We start from the raw sequence: 20,213 nt of genomic DNA, 5'->3' as shown, positions 1-20,213 counted from the left end.
TGGGCCGCGCGTCCAAGGAAGCCGCCGCACAGCGATCTCATCCGGTATGCCCAAAAAAGGAAGCCGGAAACCGCTCGTGTTCGGCAGCCGTCATTCTCATGAAGAATGAACTCTTCGGTCTTCGTCATCCCAACTCCTGAACAGGAGGCTTTCGCCTTCTGACTTTCGGCTCGCCGATCTCAATCCACACCGGCGCGTGGTCACTCGTTTTCTCCCAGGCGCGCGGACGGGTATCGACTCCGGCCGCCACAAGCCGCGCGGCGGCTGGCGGGTTCAGCAGGAGATGGTCGATCCTCAAGCCCGCGTTCCGCTCGAACGCGCCGCGCCAGTATTTCCAGAAGGTGTAGATGACATCGTCAGGGTGAAGGCGGCGGATCGCGTCCGTCCACCCCTGATCAAGCAACCGCTGGTAGGCTGCCTTCACCTCGGGAGCGAAGAGGGCGTCGTCGCGCCAGCGCTCGGGGGCGTATACATCCCTGTCCGTCGGCATGACGTTGAAATCCCCAGCCACGATCACGGGGGCCTCGAGACGGATGAGGCTCGCCAAATGGGTCTGCAGGCGCTCGAACCATCTCAGCTTGAAATCGAATCTGGGGCCAGGGCGAGGGTTGCCGTTGGGCAGATAGAGGCCCGCGATCAGCACGCCCTTGACGGCGCCTTCGATGTAACGGCTCTGAAGGTCCTCAGGATCGCCCGGCAATCCGCGGCGGGTCTCGTGGATTTCGCCGACCCGGCTCAGGAGCGCCACGCCGTTCCACCGGCTCTGACCGTGCCAGATCACGTCATAGCCAAGATCGCGGATTGCGCTTTCGGGGAATTTTTCCTGAGGGGATTTCAATTCCTGCAAGCAGACGATGTCGGGTTCAGCCAACTCAAGCCAGCGGAGAAGCACCGGCAGGCGGCCGTTGACCCCGTTCACATTGTAAGTCGCTATCTTCACAGGTCGGGCAAGGCCTGATCGGCGCGTCCCCAAGATGACAGCGTCTTCAGACCAGCGCGCTTAAGCAGTTCGGTCTGATCGCCGACATGGAAGCGGGCCGGGCTTACGATCGTCTCCATCTCCTTCCAGGTGATCGGCGCGGCGACGGGCGCGCCTTCGCGAGCGCGGGCGCTGTAGGGCATGACGGCGGTCGCGCCGCGCTGATTGCGCAGATAGTCGACGAAGATGCGTCCCTTCCGCTGGGCCTTCGGCAGGGCGGCTGTGAACTTGGTCGGCTCAGTTTGAGCGACTGCGACGGCGAGCCGCCGGGCGAAATCTTTCACCTCGGACCACTCGGCCCGCGGCGTCAGCGGCGCGATGACATGAACGCCCTTGCCGCCTGTAACCATCGGGAAGGTCTCCAGCCCGATCGTCTTCAGGATGTCTCGGAAGCGGAAAGCGGCGAAGCGCACGGCCTCGAAATCGAGGCCGACGTCCGGATCAAGGTCGAAGACCAAGCGATCGGCCTTCTCGACGTCCTCGATGCGCGCGCCCCAGCCGTGGAATTCGATCGTGCCCATCTGCACGCACGTCATCAGCCCTTCGTCCGTGTCGATGTAGAGGTAGGGCTCGGCCTCGCCGTCTTTCTCCTCGATCGCCACATGGCGAACCGCTTCCCCGAAGCTGCCGGCGTCGTGTTTCTGGAAGAAGCATTTCTTGGCCCGGCCCTGCGGGCATCGAACGAGGCTGATCGGCCGCGAGGCCGCCCAGGGCAGCATGATGGGCGCAACGGCGGCGTAATATTCCGCCAACTGACCCTTGGTGATCTCGCTCTCGGGATAGATGATCCGCTCGGCGTTTGTGATCGGCACGATCACTGGCGCTTGCGCCTGTCTGGCCGACCCTGCCTTCTCGACCACAACGGCTTCGGGCTTCTTGTCGTCGCGCAGGCCGAGATAGCTCGGATGACGCAGCGTGCCTTCGTTGGTCATTTCGGTGAAGGCGATTTCCGCTACGAGCTTGGGACGGAGCCAGTGGGCGCCCCGGACCTCTGCGCGCGGCGCTTTGACGGTCGGCGATTTTTGTTCGAGCGGGCCCATGACGGACATGAGCCGCTGCAGTTCCTTAGCGTCGAATCCTGTCCCGACCTTGCCCGCATAGCGCAGGGCGCCGTCCTCGTTGACGGCGAGGATCAGGGAACGAAAGGCGCGCGCCTTGTCCGAAGGCGTCCATCCAACCACGGCGAACTCCTGGCGCTGGATGCATTTGGTCTTCACCCATCCCGCCGACCGCGCGCCGACATAGCGGCCGTCGGCCAGCTTCGACACCACGCCTTCCAGGCCAGCTGCGCAGAAGCTGTTCAACAGCTTTTCGCCGCTCCCACGGATATGGTCGGAGTAGCGGAGCCGTCCTGCCTTCGTCGGCAGCAGGTCGCGCAGAAGCGCCTTGCGCTCGAGAAGAGGCCGCCCGGTCAGATCTTCACCGTTCACTTCGAGGAGGTCGAAGGCGACATAGTCGATCCTGGCTGGATCGCCTTTCAATGCGCCCTGAAGCGTCTGAAAGCTCGAGCGTCCCTCGGCGTCGAACACGACAGCCTCGCCGTCCAGAACGGCGGAGTCGATATTTAGAGAGGCTGCGGCGTCGACGATCCTGGCGAATTTCTCCGACCAGTCGAGACCTGAGCGGGTGAAGGCGCGGGCGCGTCCGCCTCCGATGGCGACCTCCAGCCGATAGCCGTCATACTTCATCTCGTGCAGCCAGCGGTTTCCGCTCGGCACGGCGTCGACCAGCGTCGCGAGCTGGACCGGACGGAAGGCGGGTACGGAAACGGACGACGCCGAGGCGGCGCGCCGTACGGCGCGGGCCATGGTCAGGACCGACGATCGCCGCGGTCGCCCTGGCCGGGCTTGCTCTCGTGCTTCGCCTTCTGGCGGCGGTCCGCAGCAAGCGAGCGGCCGACATCGTCGGATTCCTTGAACTGTCCCTTCTCGTCGCGCCGGACGTAGCGCTTGTCCGAGCCCGTATCGATCAACTCACGTTTGGACATAGAAAGTCTCCTCTCGGGAGTCGCAACGCGCCATCGGAGCGAAAGGTGCCGTCTGCTGATTGGCAGGCCTAGTCCATGCTCATCGGAGCGGGATAGGTGACGGTCTCGTCCAAACCAATTACGGCCCCGCCTGTCAGCCGAGCCGGTTCCAGACGACCGCGTCCCATGATGTGTAGAACCGGCTCGCCGCGCGCGAGCAGATTGTCGACGATGAGCCTGCGGTGACATCGCCACCAGACCGCTTCGGAGCACATGATTGCGCAGCGCTGCTGGCGGCCGGCCTCGATCAGTCGTTCGAGCCCGTCACGAAACTCGTGTGAGAGGGCGTAGTCGGCATAGTTGTGGAAGCTCTTGTTTTCCCAATATGCGTTCACGTCCGCGGGCACGTCTTTCACCTGCCCGCGTCGACCGCCCAGGGCGGCGCTATGTTCGTAAGAAATCTGAAAATCCGCCAAGATGTCCGGAAGCGTTGTCTTGTTGAACTGAGGATGGGTTCGGGACATCGGAATCTTCCTGACGTCCACCACCCGTTCGACGTGCGCCTCCTGCAGCAGGGCGACGAAATCCTCAAAACTCCGGTTGGAGTGTCCGATCGTGTAGAACGGCAGCGTCACGCGTCGTGTCGCACATGATCCAGAGCGCTGCCCTTATGGGCGGCGATGTGATCCGTTTTGTCGCTCCTGATCTCGTATTGGGGGTCGGCTTCCGACGCGCGGTGCGTGTGACCTTTGTAATCAAAGTCGCGGGTGTGAATTTTTATGATCCGGCCCGACACGCGGCCCGCCTCGGAGTTCCAGCTGACGCGATCGCCAACGTCGAAAGTCTTGGCCATTCCTGATCTCCTAAAAGGACAATCAGGCTTTGGCGATTTCGTTCCCGCCCATGCCCGGCGACCCCCAACGGATTTCAGCAGCTTATGCGATCCGTGTTGACTCTTCACGATTGCGGGTAGAACAGAAGGGGAACATTTAGCCCGCGGCAGAATTGGGAGTCTATGTCATCGCCCTCGAAACCCCTTCTCGATGCGCTACGCACTCGCATTCGTCGGATCGAGACGAGCGAGAAGCGGGACCGCGGGGTGTTGCCGTTCGGGATCGAGGCGGTGGATCGCCGGCTGCCTAGCGGCGGGCTCTCGCTGGGCGCGCTGCACGAAGTCGCTGGCGGCGGAGCAGGCGCGCTTAACGGCGCGGCGGCGGCGCTGTTCGCCGCGGGGATCATGGCTCGCTTGGAGGGGCCGGTCCTGTGGTGCGTAAGCCAGCGCGACCTCTTCGCGCCGGCGCTGGCCCAAGCAGGGCTTCATCCTGACAGGGTGATCTACGCCGAGATCGGCGACGACAAGGCCATGCTCGCCTGTTTCGAAGAAGGCTTGCGTCACGGCGGCCTCGCCGGCGTCGTCGCTGAGCTGTCCAAACTGCCGATGACCGCCTCGCGGCGTTTGCAGCTTGCGGCGGAAGCGTCGGGCGTGCCGGGTTTGGCGGTGCGCCGCTGGCGCAGACAGTCAGACGCCAGCGATTTCGGCCAGCCGACCGCGGCCGTCACGCGCTGGCGAGTCTCGGCCCTGCCTTCGGAACCCCTGCCTGTACCGGGTGTCGGCCGCCCCCGCTGGCTGGTCGAGTTGATCCGGTCCCGCGCCGGCGAATGCGCGGATTTTGTCCTGGAAGCCTGTGATGAGAAGGGTCGTCTCGCTCTCCCTGCCGACTTGGCCGACCGATCGGTTGCGCCGGTCGATGGGCGCATCCGCGCCGCCGCCTGACGCGCCGCTCGTGCTCGTCGGTCGCGACGGCCGCAAACGCATGGTGCTGGCGGCCGATGCGGCCGCTCAGGGACTCGGACTCCATCCTGGCATGGCGGTAGCGAAGGCTCAGGCTCTGGTCGCGGAGTTGACCGTGATGGACGCCGACCGGGAGGCCGATGATCGCGCGCTGGACAGGCTCGCGCTGTGGGTGCTGCGGCGCTATGCGCCGATCGTCGCGCCCGATCCGCCCGACGGCCTGATGATCGACATTGCTGGGGCCTCTCACCTTAAGGGCGGTGAGGCGGCCTTGCTCGACGACTTGACCGGACGGCTCGCCTCGGCGGGCATCCACGCGCGGGCGGTCGTCGCACCCTCCTACGGCGCGGCCCATGCGCTCGCGCGGTTCGGCGGTGGAGCCAGCGTGGTCGCTGACGATGAGGTCGCGGACCGGCTGAGCCCTTTGCCGATCGCCGCGCTGCGCCTGACGTCCGTTGTCCTTGAGGCTCTGCGTCGGCTCGGTTTTGACCATATCGGCGAATTGGCCGCCGCGCCGCGCGCGCCGCTCGCCCTTCGGTTCGGACCCGAGGTCGGGCGGCGGCTCGATCAGGCCTATGGCCGCGTCGAAGAGCCGTTCGAATTGATGACGGCTGCGGAGTTGGTGCGGGTCGTGCGTGATTTCGCCGAGCCGATCGGCGCGCCGGAGACCCTGGCGCGCTACACCGGCAAGCTGGTCGTCCAGCTTTGCGAGGCGCTGGAGGAAAAGCGGCTCGGGGCGCGCAAGCTCGACCTGCTGTTTCACCGCGTCGACAATCGGGTCGAGGCGGTCCGCATCGGGACTGCCAAGCCGGTGCGCGACGTCCGGCGCCTGACCCGGCTCCTCTGCGACAAGATCGAGACCGTAGCGCCGGGGTTCGGAATCGAGCGCATGACGCTGACGGCCGCCGTGGCCGAACCGCTGCACTACCGGGCGGGCGCATCGAGCCTGGTCGAAGCCGCGCCCGCCGATGTCTCCGAGCTAATCGACACCCTCGCCAACCGCATCGGTGCGGACCGTCTTTATCGCCTCGCCCCGCGCGAGAGCGATGTGCCCGAGCGCTGCCTGAGCCGCCTTGCACCTCTGGCTCCGGCGGATGGGCGCACCTGGCCTCTCGACTGGCCGCGGCCCTCGCGGCTGCTCGACCCGCCCGAGCTGGTCGAAGCTATGGCGCTGCTGCCCGACCATCCGCCCGCCGCCTTCACCTGGCGCGGCCAGCGGCGACGGGTGATGCGCGCCGATGGTCCGGAGCGGATCTTCGGTGAATGGTGGACGCGCGACGCCGAACTGGAGGCGGTGCGCGATTATTTCCAGGTCGAGGATGAAGCGGGCGAGCGCTTCTGGCTCTACCGGGCCGGCGACGGCGAGGACCCGCATACGGGCTCGCACCGCTGGTTTCTGCACGGGCTGTTCGGATGAGCGCGCGCTATGCCGAACTGCAATGCGCCTCGCATTTCTCCTTTCTGCGCGGCGCCTCGTCGGCCGATGAGCTTTTCAGCCAGGCCGCCGTGCTGGGGATCGAGGCGCTGGCGATCACCGATCGCAACTCGCTTGCGGGGATTGTGCGCGCCCACGAAGCGGCCAAGGCGACCGGCGTCCGCCTGATCGTCGGCGCCCGGCTGGTGCTCACCGACGGGACCGAGCTTCTGGTCTATCCCACCGATCGGCCCGCCTACGCCCGGCTGTGTCGCTTGCTCAGCCTCGGCAAGGGTCGTGCGGGTAAGGCGAAATGCGAACTCCATTGGGACGACGTCGCCGCATGGAACGAGGGTCTGATCGCCGTCCTGGTTCCAGACGAGGCCGATGACCTGACGGCGCGGCGGCTGCGAAGGCTCGCCGATCTCTTCGGCGACCGCGCCTATTGCGCCCTGACCTTGCGTCGGCGGCCGCGAGACTATCTTCGCCTGCACGGCCTCTCCAATCTGGCGTCGGCGGCGCGCGTGCCGACCGTGGCGACCAACGATGTCCTGTTTCACCATCCCTATCGCCGCGTCCTGCAGGACGTCGTGACCTGCATCCGCGAGGGCGTGACGATCGACGACGCCGGTTTCGTCCGCAATCGCCACGCCGACCGCTATTTGAAACCGCCCGAGGAAATGGCCCGGCTGTTCCGCCTGTGGCCCGAAGCCGTCGCCCGCAGCGTTGAGGTCGCGGAGCGGTGCCGCTTCAGCCTGGATGAACTCGCCTATCAATATCCGCATGAGGTGGTCGAGCACGGTCTGTCGGCGCAGGCGACCTTGGAGAAACGGACCTGGGAAGGCGCAGCCGAGCGCTATCCCGAGGGCCTCCCGGGCGAGGTCGCCGCGACCCTTCGTCATGAGCTGACCCTGATCGCCAGCCTCGACTATGCACCCTATTTCCTGACGGTGGACGCCATCGTCCGGCAGGCGCGCAAGCTCGGCATCCTCTGCCAGGGGCGCGGATCGGCGGCCAACTCCGCCGTCTGCTTCGTGTTGGGCGTCACCTCGATCGATCCAGGCCGTAACGACCTGCTGTTCGAGCGCTTCGTCAGCCAGGAACGCAAGGAGCCCCCGGACATCGACGTCGACTTCGAGCATGAGCGGCGCGAGGAGGTGATCCAGTGGGTTTATGAAACTTACGGCCGTCACCGCGCCGCCCTCTGTTCGACCGTGATCCGTTATCGCGCCAAGGGCGCGCTACGCGACGTCGGCAAGGCGCTAGGCCTGCCCGAAGACATGATCGGCCTCCTGTCGAAGCAACTCGGCCATTGGGCGACCGAGGGGGCGGGCGAGAAGCTTGCGAGCGAACTCAATCTCAATATGGCCGACCGCCGATTGCGGCTGACGCTCGAACTCGCGCGCGAACTGATCGGCGCGCCGCGCCACCTGTCGCAGCATCCCGGCGGCTTCGTCCTGACAGAGGACCGCCTGGACGAACTGGTCCCGATTGAACCCGCCGCGATGGAAGACCGACAGGTGATCGAATGGGACAAGGACGATATCGACGCGCTGAAGTTCATGAAGGTCGACGTGCTGGCGCTGGGGATGCTCTCGTGCATGCGCCGGGGGTTCGATCTCCTTCGCGAGCACAAGGGCGTCGACCTCGATCTCGCGACCATCCCGGCGGAGGACCCGCGCACCTATGCGATGATCCGGAAGGCCGATACCCTCGGAGTCTTCCAGATTGAGAGCCGGGCGCAGATGGCGATGCTGCCCCGCATGAAGCCGCGCACCTTCTATGACCTCGTCATCGAGGTGGCGATCGTCCGGCCCGGTCCGATCCAGGGCGACATGGTCCATCCCTACCTGCGGCGGCGCGAGGGACGCGAACCCGTCGACTATCCGACGCCCGAACTGGAGCGGGTGCTGGGCAAGACGCTCGGCGTGCCCCTGTTTCAGGAACAGGCGATGCGCGTCGCCATCGAATGCGCCGGCTTCACCCCCGGCGAGGCGGACCAACTGCGCCGCGCAATGGCGACGTTCAAGCACACCGGCGGCGTATCGGCCTTCGGAGGCAAGCTGATCCAGGGCATGGTGGCGCGCGGCTATACCGAGGAGTTCGCCACCAGGACGTTCAGCCAGCTCGAAGGCTTCGGCTCCTACGGATTTCCGGAAAGCCATGCCGCATCGTTCGCACTCATCGCCTACGCCTCGTCATGGCTTAAATGCTGGCACCCCGACGTCTTTTGCGCGGCGCTTCTCAACGCGCAGCCGATGGGCTTCTACGCCCCGGCTCAGATCGTTCGCGACGCGCGTGAGCATGGCGTCGAGGTGCGACCCGTCTGCGTCAACGCTTCGCGCTGGGACTGCACGCTTGAGTCCACGGACCGCCCGGGCGCCTTCGCTGTCCGGCTCGGCCTGCGCATGGTCACAGGGCTGGCCAATTCGGACGGGGCGGCGCTCGTGGCGGGCAGGGATCGCCCTTACGCCGACATCGACGATGTATGGCGGCGCTCGGACGCCAAGGTGTCCGCGTTGGTGCGGCTGGCGGAGGCGGATGGTTTCCGCGCGGCCTTCGGTCTGGCGCGGCGCGAGGCGCTATGGGCGATCCAGGCGCTGCGCGACGAGCCCTTGCCCTTGTTCGCGGCGGCGGCCGGCGACGATGGACGGCCGCCGCCTGAGATCAACGAGGAGGCGGTGGCGCTGAAAGCGATGACCGCGGGCAGGGAGGTCGTAGAGGACTATCAGCATGTCGGTCTTTCGCTTCGTCGCCATCCGGTCGCCTTCCTGCGCGACGAACTGGCCGGCGAAGCCATCGTCACCTGCGCCCAGGCTCAGGGGACGCGCGACGGCCGCCTCACCAAGATCGCGGGTCTGGTGCTGGTGCGCCAGAAGCCGGGGTCCGCGAAGGGCGTCATGTTCATCACCATCGAGGATGAGACTGGAGTGGCCAATCTGGTCGTCTGGCCCGACATCTACGAGAAGCACCGCCGCGTGATACTCGGCTCGAGCATGATCGCCGTGCAGGGGTGCGTCCAACGCGAAGGCGACGTCGTTCACCTCGTTGCCGCGAAACTCTTCGACCTGTCGGACCGGCTGGGCCGGATCGGCGAGAAGGATGACGCTTTCCCGTTGCCGCACGGACGTGGCGACGAGTTCCATCACGGATCGAGCGGCTCCGATGCGCGCGAGGGCAGGGGTCTGCGTATCAAGCCGCGGGATTTTCGCTAGTCCCGCGACGTTAGCAGGATCGACAACGGATCCGAGGCGTTCCTCAGAATAAGAGAGCACGGCATGACGTTTGACGAAATCTGGACGCTTGAGAAAAGCCTCTGGCTCGGCGGTCGCGAAACCTACGCAGCGCTCCTGCATCCGCGCTGCCTGATGGCCTTCGCCGAGGTTGGAATCCTGGACGCTGAGACTGTCATCGATAGCATCACCGGACCGCGTTGGCGCGAGGTCACACCCAGCGACTACACAATCGCCCAAGCGAGCGCCGACCTTATTGTTATTGGCTATCGCGCGGCGGCTGATCGACCAGAAGCTCCTACCTACCGCTGCGTCTGCACGTCCACTTACCTCCTCTCCGAAGGTCGTTGGCTTATCATCCAGCATCAGCAAACCGTCGAGGCTTGATGTTTCTCGTAGCGCGTTGTCGCGACCAAGCCCAGGAGCCTGTACGTTTTGCAGCAAATCGCGAGTGCGGGCCTGGATCGGACTCGGGAGTCTATTTCACTACGGCTTGCGACTCATTGCGGTGGGTCGAAAGGTCCGCTTTGGGTTGTCCCGCGAAGAGTGACGGTATCGCCATCAAGATGCCGCGCAAGTCGGAGTTCGTGGCGACCTCAACGCTGGAGGGGTATCAGCTGGCGACTGTGACCGTGACCAACAAGGTTTCCACCGGTGGCGGCGTCGCCATGGCCGGAAACGTCCTCGTCGGGGGCATCCTTGGCGCCGGAATCGATGCGGGAACCGGCGCGATGCTCGATCTGACGCCGAACCCAGCGCACGTGGATCTCAGCCAAGAGCGCGCGCCAGCGACCGGTCGTCCGGAGTAGGAGCTCGACAGAAGAACGGCGGCTCCATCCGGGGCCGCCGTTTCCAATTGAATGAAGAGGTCACCTAGCCTGAGCAGTATGGAACAGAGAGCGTCGCGCGTCTTTCGATAGACACAACGAAGGAGCAAGACATGCCACACCAGAACACGTCATCGTCCAGCGCGACCGCTCAGAATGCCGCGACCGATCCGGCGGCTCCACGCGACCAGGCGACAGATCAGGACCGCAAAGAAGAACCTCGCTCCTACGCGGCATCGGATGTTTCCGACAGCTCGCTAGCCCCGCCCGCCGCCGGCGAGGTGTCCGACTATATGGACGAAGGGGAGGCCTTGGACGGAGAAGCCGTTCAGCAGGGCGCCAATCACGCGAACCGGCCCGACCGTACCGAAACCATGGATTCTCAGGGCCCCAAGACCAGGGCGGCTAACCGCGACATCGTGCAGGGCAGGAACTGAAGCTTGGACGGCGGCTCTGCCCGGGCCGCCGTCCGACTGAACCTCGGTTGATCAGTCTGGGTTAGCGATCGGCGGCGTCGCCGGTGGAGCTTTCGCCGCTTCCTCCTCCAGCTTTCGGCGCTGGTCGGGGTTCTCATCCGGTTGAGGCGTAGTGACGCTGGGATCAGGCTCCCGTTCCCGGCGCTCAGCTTCGTCGGTCTCGCGTCTGGCTTGCTCCTGGAGGCTGTCTTTATCGGCGGGGCCGCGAGAGTTTGGGTCGTTTGGCGGGACGTCGGTCATGGTCATATCCTCTCTAGGGTTGCCCTTAACCAAGCGGTGGGCGCCGATCCCGTTCCAGCAGGCTGCCCCTTAGGTTCCAAACTCTAGCCTAGCTAACCAATGGCTCTTCTGCACCTGTGTCTTCCCCGTCGTATCGAACGAACGATAGCCGGCCATCGGGCTCCAGCACGCCCCATTTGATCATATCCAGCCGCTCGATCCCGGCCTTGCGCATTTCCGACAGGATTTCGTCCGTTCTGATGCGATCCTTGTGCAAAGCATCTTCGACGAGCCTGCCCCTATTGATCACGATCGCAGGCAGCGCCTCGCTGACGGTTTGAAACCATTTCAGCCGGTAGGTCATCACCGAGTCGATAAAGGTCAGGAACAGAAGGGTAGCGGCCCCGACCAAGGCTCCTGGGATAGACTCGTCGCCAGCCGTCAGGGACGGCGATACGATCTCGGCTATCATCAGAAGCGTGACGATCTCGAACGGCGACATCTGGCTAAGCTCACGCTTGCCAAGGAACCGAAACCCCGCTGTTAGAGCGACGAATATGATCGTGACCCGCACGATCAAATCCAGACCGTTGCTTTCCTCCGGCTCGATGACGCCGACAGCTCCGAGGAAAACCAGGGCTGCGATAAGCGTGACGCCGAGAGCTTCTACCTTTCGTAAGCGTATTTTAGGCGGGACAGTCGCCAGCTTGGGCAGAGCACTCAGGTCCGCAAGATGGGGGGGTGCTTTCATCTTTCCGCGTCCTTGCAGTTAAGCCGATAGCTTCACAACGCAGCGCGCGGTTTAGGGTTGGCTGTGTGCCTAATCGCACCCTCAGCAAAGGGGCGGTGTAGATTCAGGAGATTCAACCGTAACCATGCAGTCCTTGTGGGGCGTCGCCGGATAGGCAGGCCGACCTCGCCGCTGCGCATGACCGCGCGGTGGCGCTCGACGCCCAGGTCAGGAAGCTCACAGCTGATCTTTACGACAGGAACGAGACGCCGCTCTGGAGAAGGCGGAGCAGAAGGAAGGCGAGATCCGCCAACTCCAACAGGTGATCGCGTCGCTGCGCCGCTCGGAGGATATCGAATGACCGACACGCCCATCCAGGTCGCGAAACAACTCTCGGGCAGTTTCAGATGAAGCTGCGGAAGTTGATAAAGCTGGATGGTCGACCGGTGAAACCTCTTGGCGCATGTACAACAATAACTGCGGAGCAGGCTCGAAATCACGCAGCAAAGGAAAACAAGGCTTATAAGGCTCGCATGAGGCTTGAGGCTTGAGGCTTGCGGCGGAAGCGCGGGGCGAGAAAGAGCTCGCGTCTATCACTCGCGCATTGAAGTGAAGCCGGAAGGCCCGCCCCAATTAACGCGCCGCCGAGTTGCCGCCAAAGCCTGGCTGACGAGCATAAGAAAACCCGTCTGCCACATTGGGACTCAGACGGGCCTAATGAGCCGAGGCTCGTAGCTTAAGTGGGAGCCAGTGTTACAAGCGCAAGGCCCACAAGAAATTAATCAGCACCGCCTGCAATGATCGTCAGAACGGCCCAGATGATTACGGCCAGTGCGATCACACCCCCAAACGCGGCGGCGATTACGAGGCGCTTTTCAGCCGCAGTCAGCCTCCGATGATCCATTGGTCCGTAATCTCCGTTGGCGGTAGCCAGCGAACAGTACGCGTAGCACCATTGTGAAGCCGCAGGTGATAAACTTCTGTGCGCTCCAGAAGCGCCCTGTAATTGCTCGATATTAAATCTGGTAGAGCGCTCAACTCGAACCAAATAATATTTACCCTTGCTTGTCCCGTCTTTGTAGCTCACCGTCTGGATGTCGATATCTCTGCGTAACGCCCTATTTCTTTGCGACGCATCGAGATTTCCGTTTCCTTAGACCCGACAGCTCTCAGGACCTTTTCCTCAGGGCAATCTTTCTCGGAGGTCATGGAAATGGCTACTGGCATTATCAAATGGTACAATCCTACCAAGGGTTTCGGTTTTATTGCTCCTGACGCTGGCGGCGGCGACGTCTTCGTCCACGTCTCGGCTGTCGAGCGTGCTGGCCTCAGCGGCCTGAACGAAGGCCAAGCGCTGTCGTATGAACTCGAGCGCGACCAGCGCTCGGGTAAGACTTCGGCAGGTCAGCTGCAGGTCGTTTAAGCGAACGCGCCAGTTTAATGGCGCTATTGAGGCTCGCTCTCTTAGGAGGGCGGGCTTTCTCGTTTCTAGAGACGCTTTGACTTCCCGGAGGCTGTGAGGCGCCGGCAGCAAGAAGGCCCGACCGGCGGCCGGGCCTTTACGCGTTCTAGAAATGACGCGTCAGATACGCGGCCCACGGCCGCGCATGCCGCCCACAACTAGCGAGACGACGAACAGAATGACGGCGATGATGGCGATGAATTTGGCGATCTCGAACGACATGCCCGAGATGCCGCCGAAGCCGAGCACGGCGGCGACCAGGGCGATGATGAAGAAGATGATGGCCCAACGAAGCATGGATGGTCCTCTGGCGTGTTGATGACGGCGTGAACGTCGACGCCTCCGCTTCGACCGCTCCACCCGTCGGCCAACGTATCGGAGGCTTGAGCGTTCCGAGGGACTGGAACCGTGCTATCCGACTTTGCAGCGACGTCCATTGGCGATCATTTGGAACCCGGCAAGCGCCCGCCAGTTGGCCTTTCGCAGCCCACCCCATCCTCGGGGCTGCCGTCTGAGAACCGCCGAGCCCCTCGCCGGATGCCCCAAGCGCCGGCGAGGGGTTTTCAGTTCTGCAGGACGCCGCGCTCGATGAGGCCGAGGACGACGGGGTCCTGAAGGGAGGCGGCGACTTCTCGCGCGAAAGCGCGATGCGCCTCTGCCTCATCCATGATCAGGCGCTTGCTGCCGTCTCGATGCGACGACAGCCGAAAGGAAATCTCGCGCTGCTGCTTGGCCAGGCGCTCTATCCGAACGAGTTTCACCCCGGCCTGATCGCGCAGGGTGGCGCGTGAACTGACGACCATGATCGACCTCCTGAACGAGCCGATAAAGCTCGGGAGGCGATAGACGGTTCCCACGGATGGAACTCTTCCGCGCTGGGCCGGTTGGCACACAGCGTCGCGCTTGCTGGCCCCGTGCGGCGCTCCGGGGAGACGAGCGCCCTCCGCTGTTATCCTGGCGGCGGAGTGGCGCTCAACCGCTGGGCAGAAGATCTCGATAGGGTTCGCCTCGATCGCCCGCCTCGGCTCTAGTCAGCACCTTGGTTTCCTGCTGCGATCCGACGTGGATGACGATGTCCCGATGGCGCAGGCCGTCGTGTAGGGCCGTGCACTTGGCTCGCACAGCAGACAACACATTGACCCAATGGTCAGTCTCGACCGTGATCAGGCCCGGCAGAAGGTTGGGGTCATCGCCAGCCGCTGCGGCCATAGCGTCGAGAGTGTCGTTCAGTTCGTCGGGCGTCATGGCGCCGCGTGTAGCTGAGTCGCCCTGTCGGGGCCTAGCGTTGGCGCCGCAGCAGGCGCGCCGCCTCTTCCTTCCACAGCGCCCGAAAGCGCAGGATGATGGACGCGGGCAGGTTGGCCGCCGCGCGCGATCGGCGGTGAAGGTCATGGGCCTCGGCTTCGAAGCGGGCCGCCTTGTGCAGATCGGTCTCGGCTGTCATGGCGATTCCGGCCAGACTTTCTGCACCGTCAACGATCCGGCCGGGCAGGGCCGCAGCATGAGGTCTTCGGCCGCGCTGAGATCCAGCCAGTGGACGCCAGCACCCTGCGGCAAGAGGACGATCTGGCGGTCATGATAGGGCGCGACGTCGGGGCCTGGTTCGGTCGTCAGCATGGCGAAGGCCCCGTCCTCAATGATGCCGGCGATCCAGAACCATGGCTGGCCGGCCATGGTGAACAGCCATTTCGTCTTCTTGCCCTGCGCCTTAGGCTCGGTGAACTCGTAAAAGCCGTCGGCCGGGATCAGGCAGCGGACGGAGTTGGCGAAAGACCGGCCGTCCGAGCGGAAGTTGAAGACGGGTTTCCCGGTCGGGCTCTTCCACGCCCAGGTCGTCATAGTCAGCTGCGGGCCATCGGCGCCTTGGGTGACGACGGGCGCAATGTCGCCGATGCAATAGTCGGCCGGAGGCAGGTTGGGTAGGCCGCCCGGAAAGCCGAGCGACCGGCCCGCGTCACGAAACGGAGCGGCGATTTGGTTGGCCAGCACGTGCAGGCGATAGTTGTTGCACATGGCGCATCCTCAACTCTGACCGAGCGACGTTCAATCCCTGGGCGGGCCGTGGCCGATAGAATCCCTCACGCGCCATATGTTTGGCTGGCCGCTCCATTCTTGGCCACAAGCCTGCACGGCGGCTATGGCCGCGAAGAGTGGGGCATGGCCGTGGGCCGCAGGGTGGAACCCGACCATGAGTTTTTGGAGCTGCCGGTGGATGTCCCCAAGGCGCTCGAGGTCTTCAGCCGTGGGGGAGGTCTTCACCCTGTACTTCTCGCAGCAGATCGCGAGTGCTGAACTCGACGGGACGCGGGAGCCCATTCCAGTACGGCTTTTGACTCATTCCGGTCAATCCGAGAGTCCGTTTCTGGGGTCCTTGACCGGCGTTAACCCCGCGGTTCCCTGCACGCAGCTGAAGCGTTTCACCGTTTCCGAGGCGGTACGCCGCCACGCCGTTTCATTCCGAAGGCCACACGGAATATGTCAGGGAAATTTACCTTCCCATTTGATCGCACCTCCGCCACGCCTACAAGTTGAAGGGTCAGAAGAAGAGCATCTTCGTCGGTTCTAACTAGTCTAGCGGTTTCGGGGGGAAGATTTTCGTACCATCTCCTCAAAGAAATATAAACCGGCTCCAGCCCTCGGTTGGGAGCTGCCCTTTTGATTGCATCGACTACGCCGTTTTCCTTCCAAACCTGGAATAGCGTTTCTTTTTCTAACGGGGTATGAAGTCCAGCTAGTCCCGTGCTGACATAATCAATCCACCAATAGTCTTGCTGAAGATCTCCAACGCGATTCTCAGAAGCAATTCCAACGCCCTGATGTAGACCTTTGTAGTCTATTACGGTTTCTTCGTTAGTTGCTGCCTGCGCTGCGCTTCTAACTGCAGTTAAAAAGCCACGGGGGGTCGTTTCTCCGTTGGCATCTGCAAGGTGCTGGACCAGCCATGAGTAGGTGGCTCCCTGCTTCCGGTCTTTTCCCATCCATTCGCCAGCAAGCCGATTGAATAGCGATCGCTGAATGGTTTCATAGTTTAAGAATTGATCTTGTATGTCACCTGTCGAAGTTACGACACCGGGAGACACGTCGTTCAACAATTTAACTAGAGATGGTTGGGCTTGGGCGTCTCGCATGATGTGAAACATCAGAAGTCCGTAGAGATCCTGCGGTCCCCACTGAAGCTCCACACGTTCCGCACGTAACTTTGACGCGTCAGGAAAGGTAAACGCGTCTTCGAGTTGGTCGGGGCGCATAAAGATCTTCAGCTTCACATTGCGCAACCCCTTAGCAAGAAGGGCGAGTTGCAAAAGCCCGATTGTGCGTAAGCGGATTTGGGACCAATCGTTCGCCAACGTGTCGAGCGCATCGAACATGACCAGCAGGGGGCCTGGGCGAGCGTTGTCAGCCATCCTTATGGTACGCTCCCCCTCTTCCGGGTGAGACTGAAGCCAGCTGGCCACGTCGACGAGGGCGCCGGGGGGTTGATTCCCGTGTGTGCCGAGCAGGATACGAATGAGCACCGCCTTCCATACGACAAGAGGGTCGGGCACCGTTTCCATGGCATGGCTAAGGACCGCCTGAGACGGAGTCAGGCCATCGCTGATACTACCTGCAAATCCAAACTGCGCCGTTACATTGCGAAGCGCCGGGAGGCGATATGCCTGAGCTGCGACTTCGCGTCCTGCCACGGAGTGAAGCGCATGAGACCAGAAGGTCTTTCCTACGCCTCGATTGCCAACGACAATTGAGCGATTCAGATCAAGAACATTTCTATGCCGCGTAGGGGTATAGATCTGATGTGGAAGCGGCGTCCTTCCGGCGGGCCAAGCTGCCCCAGCCTCCAGGCTGGAAAGGCATTCGCGTAGAATTAGAATGTCTTGCTGATCCATCAGATCGTCCGAAGGCCAAACGCTGGCAGGTTCAGAATATTGTAGGCTCGACCAAGGAAATCGCTGAATACGGCTTCTAGGATTGGACCATCAAAACTGGCGGGGTCTGCAAGGTATTCAGAATCCAAGAACTGGCTATCATGGTAAATCACCCATGCATGATGCGGAGATTCTTGATCATTTAAGCTGAAGTTGAAAACGTCCTCAGAAATGTCAGTCTCGTAAAATGCTTCCGACAAGACGTCATAAAGTTTGTCGTTAAATGCAACTAGCGATTCAGGCTTGGTGGACGCCTTGGCATGCACGAAGTGGATTTGTTCTCGCCAATCGGGCTCCCCCTCGGTTGTAGGCAAAAGCCCCAAGTGCCCCATGAGGTAGCGATAACCTTCAAATGTATGGGGATGATCCGTGCCGAACAAGAGGACGGTGCTGCCTAGACCTAGCAGCGGCCCCGCGGTGAGTTCCGCCAGGCCGGCCCGCGCGTCGATCAGTACGACATCGTAGTCAGATGTAGACGCAAAGCGCTCGACCATCTGCCGAATTTGGACGGCAAGAGAAATGGGGCCCGTCGGGGATGGCCTTTCAATCAACGCACGCGCAAGCTTAGCCATCATGGTGTGAGCACAAGATAGCGTCTCTTTCCCAGTGGCGGGGAGCAGATCGACACGACCTTGACCGCGATCACGGTCAGTCAAGGAGCTTGTCCCTATAAAGTCGTGCAGCTGATCGTCACATATGCCGTTTAAGCTAGTCTCCACTAGGTACTCTAGGGCGCCAAAGCGGGGCATTTCATCTTGGCGGAAAACCATAGAGGCGAGGCCCGGTGCCTCAAGGTCTAGGTCTACCAGAAGAACGTTTCTGCCCTGTCGAGCGAGAAACATTGCCAAAACGAACAGTGCCGTGGTTCGCCCCACGCCACCCTTCAAGCTTCCGAACGTTATCATCGGCGGAGCGCCGGGTATGGGGGCGCGAGGGCGCGAAAGCCAATCTCGACCCGAAAACCTTCTATCGACTAGCTGTATCGTTAAATCGTGAGGGCCGGCGCGCATCGCTTTCCAAATAACGGCATCGCCGACTGGAGTGTCACCGGGAGCGATTTGAATAGCTCCAGCAGGAAAGCAGGAGTTACCAAGCGCTCGAAGAGCCTTTACGTTGAAAGTCGATAGTTCTTTTTTTGTGATGGATTTGAAGGAGTAAAAGGCAACTCGCCCGAAGCCATCTCTGAGGAAGTACCCATCCTTCTCAACGTCTAGGCTCAGGGACTCGATTATCATCGTTGCCAAAATTGGGAGCGATGTGTCGAAGCGGACTTCCAAATTCGTAGCTGTCATATTTGGAACTCCGCAAAAATTCGCTCGGTCTGCAGACGCCAGGTCGCATACCGTTTCGCAATAGCAGGGCTCGACGCTTGGTGGCGATAGCGCATTCGAACATGCCAGCCATTCAAAAGGTCTCGATCGCCTATCATCACGAGTACGGAGCGGCCAAGGAGCCCTTCTCCTTGCTCGAGAAGTTCCGTGGCTAGCTCCGGAAAGTGAATGAAGAGAGGATCTTTTCGGTCCTTGATTGCCTTGCGCTTTTTCCGCTCCAGCGGAAATCCAACGTCCTGAAGGTGTGCCTTAACGGCGCACTCAGCAGCGAGGCCGATGAGGTAACACGCCTCGGCTTCCTCTCTCTTTTCGGCTAGCTGAACGGCTGAGCGAAAGTGCCGCCTCGCAGCGCTGCGTAAGTCCAATGGAAGCCCCTCCCGAGAATCGCCCAACTCTACGATAGCGACCATGGGTCGGTCATCATCCTGCTGCATCAGATTGAACGATGCTGTGCCCGCCCTAGCCCACGGGTGTTTTGCATGTCTGCAACAGATCGAATTCAGCTTTCAGCACTCGGCCAGGAAGCCAGGAAGCGGACTTTCCGATAGGCACAAGAATCCCTTCTGAATGTCGTGTTTCTGGCGAGGCAGAAATGACTGCTCCTGGCGCATCGCCGCCAATCGCGAGGTCCGGGGATCTTCATAGTCAATCCACTGCCAGGAGCAGCTCGATGCGGTTTTGATAAAGCGCCGAAAGGGCGGCGGAATCTCCGAGGTTGTTTCGCGATGAGAGGAACGCTCGCTGGGAGACGCGGAGGGCTTGGCGGTCCCGGCTGAGAGCCGAGGCGCGGGTATAGGCCATGGCCAGCATCCGGTCCTGCATAGCAAGCGCCGGCACTGTGCAGACGCTTTGCTCGCCTGCTGTGCGTGCTGCTCCGCACTCGAAGGATGGGCCAGCGGCATTGAGAGGTTCGATATAGACGGGCGAGGCGTAGCCGTTCTTTCCCAGGAACCACTGAAGGGCCTCCGGATAGGTCGCAAAGGTCAGTTCGGCTTCGGGCGGACAGGCGTCCTGGGTGCGGATCCGGCACGCCTTGGGGAGGTTCCAGTCGGAAGCCTGATCATAGGCACCGAGCATGAGGCTCCAGGCTGCATCGAGCTGGCCGAGCCGGGCCGCCGTCGCAACGAAGGCTGCGCAGGCGCCGTTCGAACCCGCCAGGCAATCCGGTCGCACTTCTTCCAGATAGGCGGCGTAGGTCGGGCGGAAAGCGCGTTCTGTCGAGAGGGTTGAGATCTTACCCTGATGGACCTGCTTGATAACAGGCGGAGCGGCGCTCTCGGCGTAGGAGGCGAAGGCGTAGAGGAAGGCCTGGTCGACGAAGACCATCTCCTTGCGGCCGTCATTGTCGAGGTCCTTGGGCGTCGCCGGAACGTCTCCGTCCCAAGATCCAAGTTCAGAACGGTTCCAGCGTCCGTCCCGACGTTCGAACACCGTCACCTGGGTGCAGCAATGGGCGCCGCCGCTGTAGTCAGCGACGATCAGCTGACGCGCGGGGTCTCCAGCATCCATCTGCACGACCATGAAGGTCAGGTTCGCCCAACTGGACCTGGAGGTCTGGTGATCCAGGGGCGCGCCGTCAGGCGCGATGATCTTGAGCTGCGCGGCCGGGAGACCTTCGCTGTCGACTATTGGCGCGACCGCCAGGCTGTAGCCGCCGACGCGGTAGGTCCGAGCGAGGTCGTCGCCTTTCCACTCGATCCACTGCCCTTCCGCGTTCGTGTCGGGCACGGGGGCAACGGCTTCGTCTGCAGGCGCAAGCGGCGAGGATAGCGAGCGGCTGCGGGTGTTCTCGCCTCCGGCGACCGCGGCGACGACGACGCCGAGCACGACCAGACCGAGAAGCCAGGGCCAGGACGGACGT

The 20,213-nt window shown here is 62.5% G+C and carries 21 protein-coding genes; 7 read left to right on the top strand and 14 right to left on the bottom strand.

Annotated features, from left to right (window positions below):
• Positions 1-124: 124 nt before the first annotated feature.
• The 5 genes from xth to ACWIDZ_RS15240 form a co-directional block, all read right to left on the bottom strand.
• Complete coding sequence (xth, locus tag ACWIDZ_RS15260) at positions 125-940, bottom strand: exodeoxyribonuclease III (protein WP_346487781.1); 816 nt, start codon at positions 938-940, stop codon at positions 125-127.
• Positions 937-2,787 carry a DNA ligase D gene (gene ligD, locus ACWIDZ_RS15255; protein ID WP_453990098.1) on the bottom strand — a complete coding sequence of 617 codons (1,851 nt, stop codon included), beginning with the start codon at positions 2,785-2,787 and terminating at the stop codon, positions 937-939. Before ligD ends, xth begins: the two co-directional genes overlap by 4 nt.
• A 2-nt stretch (positions 2,788-2,789) precedes the next feature.
• Positions 2,790-2,966, bottom strand: a complete 177-nt coding sequence (locus ACWIDZ_RS15250) for a hypothetical protein (RefSeq protein WP_145915895.1) — start codon at positions 2,964-2,966, stop codon at positions 2,790-2,792.
• A 68-nt stretch (positions 2,967-3,034) separates the two neighbouring features.
• Entirely contained in the window at positions 3,035-3,580 is a 546-nt protein-coding gene (locus ACWIDZ_RS15245) for a DUF488 domain-containing protein (RefSeq protein ID WP_453990096.1), read from the bottom strand.
• Complete coding sequence (locus ACWIDZ_RS15240) at positions 3,577-3,798, bottom strand: DUF2945 domain-containing protein (protein WP_453990094.1); 222 nt, start codon at positions 3,796-3,798, stop codon at positions 3,577-3,579. The genes ACWIDZ_RS15245 and ACWIDZ_RS15240 overlap by 4 nt, the downstream gene beginning before the upstream one ends.
• Positions 3,799-3,960: 162 nt before the next feature.
• Here ACWIDZ_RS15240 and ACWIDZ_RS15235 point away from each other — a divergent pair, with 162 nt between their 5' ends.
• The 6 genes from ACWIDZ_RS15235 to ACWIDZ_RS15210 all read left to right on the top strand — a co-directional run bounded on the left by ACWIDZ_RS15235 (position 3,961) and on the right by ACWIDZ_RS15210 (position 10,648).
• Positions 3,961-4,719 (top strand): ImuA family protein, encoded by a 759-nt coding sequence (locus ACWIDZ_RS15235; RefSeq protein ID WP_453990092.1) that lies wholly within the window; start codon positions 3,961-3,963, stop codon positions 4,717-4,719.
• Entirely contained in the window at positions 4,694-6,154 is a 1,461-nt protein-coding gene (locus ACWIDZ_RS15230; RefSeq protein ID WP_453990090.1) for a DUF6504 family protein, read from the top strand. Before ACWIDZ_RS15235 ends, ACWIDZ_RS15230 begins: the two co-directional genes overlap by 26 nt.
• Positions 6,151-9,366, top strand: a complete 3,216-nt coding sequence (locus ACWIDZ_RS15225; RefSeq protein WP_453990088.1) for an error-prone DNA polymerase — start codon at positions 6,151-6,153, stop codon at positions 9,364-9,366. The genes ACWIDZ_RS15230 and ACWIDZ_RS15225 overlap by 4 nt, the downstream gene beginning before the upstream one ends.
• Before the next feature lie 63 nt (positions 9,367-9,429).
• The gene (locus ACWIDZ_RS15220) at positions 9,430-9,771 is read left to right on the top strand and encodes a nuclear transport factor 2 family protein (RefSeq protein WP_269298575.1); all 342 of its coding nucleotides are present in this window, start codon (positions 9,430-9,432) and stop codon (positions 9,769-9,771) included.
• Between the two features lie 179 nt (positions 9,772-9,950).
• A complete protein-coding gene (locus ACWIDZ_RS15215) occupies positions 9,951-10,193 on the top strand; it encodes a hypothetical protein (protein WP_269298577.1) in 243 nt (80 codons plus the stop codon).
• Positions 10,194-10,324: 131 nt separating this feature from the next.
• Complete coding sequence (locus ACWIDZ_RS15210; RefSeq protein WP_338575352.1) at positions 10,325-10,648, top strand: hypothetical protein; 324 nt, start codon at positions 10,325-10,327, stop codon at positions 10,646-10,648.
• Between the two features lie 367 nt (positions 10,649-11,015).
• On the opposite strand, the gene ACWIDZ_RS15205 is transcribed toward ACWIDZ_RS15210, so the two are convergent.
• On the bottom strand, positions 11,016-11,657 hold the full coding sequence (locus ACWIDZ_RS15205; RefSeq protein WP_453990085.1) for a DUF421 domain-containing protein: 642 nt from the start codon (positions 11,655-11,657) through the stop codon (positions 11,016-11,018).
• A gap of 1,192 nt (positions 11,658-12,849) precedes the next feature.
• Here ACWIDZ_RS15205 and ACWIDZ_RS15200 point away from each other — a divergent pair.
• A complete protein-coding gene (locus ACWIDZ_RS15200; protein ID WP_200165182.1) occupies positions 12,850-13,059 on the top strand; it encodes a cold-shock protein in 210 nt (69 codons plus the stop codon).
• Between the two features lie 159 nt (positions 13,060-13,218).
• On the opposite strand, the gene ACWIDZ_RS15195 is transcribed toward ACWIDZ_RS15200, so the two are convergent.
• The 8 genes from ACWIDZ_RS15195 to ACWIDZ_RS15160 form a co-directional block, all read right to left on the bottom strand.
• Positions 13,219-13,395 carry a DUF1328 domain-containing protein gene (locus ACWIDZ_RS15195; RefSeq protein WP_200165181.1) on the bottom strand — a complete coding sequence of 59 codons (177 nt, stop codon included), beginning with the start codon at positions 13,393-13,395 and terminating at the stop codon, positions 13,219-13,221.
• A 266-nt stretch (positions 13,396-13,661) separates the two neighbouring features.
• The gene (locus ACWIDZ_RS15190; RefSeq protein ID WP_024353828.1) at positions 13,662-13,901 is read right to left on the bottom strand and encodes a hypothetical protein; all 240 of its coding nucleotides are present in this window, start codon (positions 13,899-13,901) and stop codon (positions 13,662-13,664) included.
• Positions 13,902-14,070: 169 nt separating this feature from the next.
• Positions 14,071-14,343, bottom strand: a complete 273-nt coding sequence (locus ACWIDZ_RS15185; RefSeq protein ID WP_253107937.1) for a hypothetical protein — start codon at positions 14,341-14,343, stop codon at positions 14,071-14,073.
• Between the two features lie 34 nt (positions 14,344-14,377).
• On the bottom strand, positions 14,378-14,542 hold the full coding sequence (locus ACWIDZ_RS15180; protein ID WP_253107936.1) for a hypothetical protein: 165 nt from the start codon (positions 14,540-14,542) through the stop codon (positions 14,378-14,380).
• A complete protein-coding gene (locus ACWIDZ_RS15175) occupies positions 14,539-15,111 on the bottom strand; it encodes an SOS response-associated peptidase family protein (protein ID WP_453990081.1) in 573 nt (190 codons plus the stop codon). The genes ACWIDZ_RS15180 and ACWIDZ_RS15175 overlap by 4 nt, the downstream gene beginning before the upstream one ends.
• 404 nt (positions 15,112-15,515) lie before the next feature.
• Positions 15,516-16,982 carry a hypothetical protein gene (locus tag ACWIDZ_RS15170; RefSeq protein ID WP_453990079.1) on the bottom strand — a complete coding sequence of 489 codons (1,467 nt, stop codon included), beginning with the start codon at positions 16,980-16,982 and terminating at the stop codon, positions 15,516-15,518.
• The gene (locus ACWIDZ_RS15165; RefSeq protein ID WP_453990077.1) at positions 16,982-18,313 is read right to left on the bottom strand and encodes a ParA family protein; all 1,332 of its coding nucleotides are present in this window, start codon (positions 18,311-18,313) and stop codon (positions 16,982-16,984) included. Before ACWIDZ_RS15165 ends, ACWIDZ_RS15170 begins: the two co-directional genes overlap by 1 nt.
• A gap of 684 nt (positions 18,314-18,997) precedes the next feature.
• Positions 18,998-20,179 (bottom strand): lysozyme inhibitor LprI family protein, encoded by a 1,182-nt coding sequence (locus ACWIDZ_RS15160; RefSeq protein WP_453990076.1) that lies wholly within the window; start codon positions 20,177-20,179, stop codon positions 18,998-19,000.
• Between the last annotated feature and the right edge of the window lie 34 nt (positions 20,180-20,213).

Source organism: Brevundimonas sp. NPDC055311, assembly GCF_053645695.1.
The sequence above is the reverse complement of the archived record's forward strand: the minus strand, read 5'-3'. Positions and strand labels throughout refer to the sequence as shown.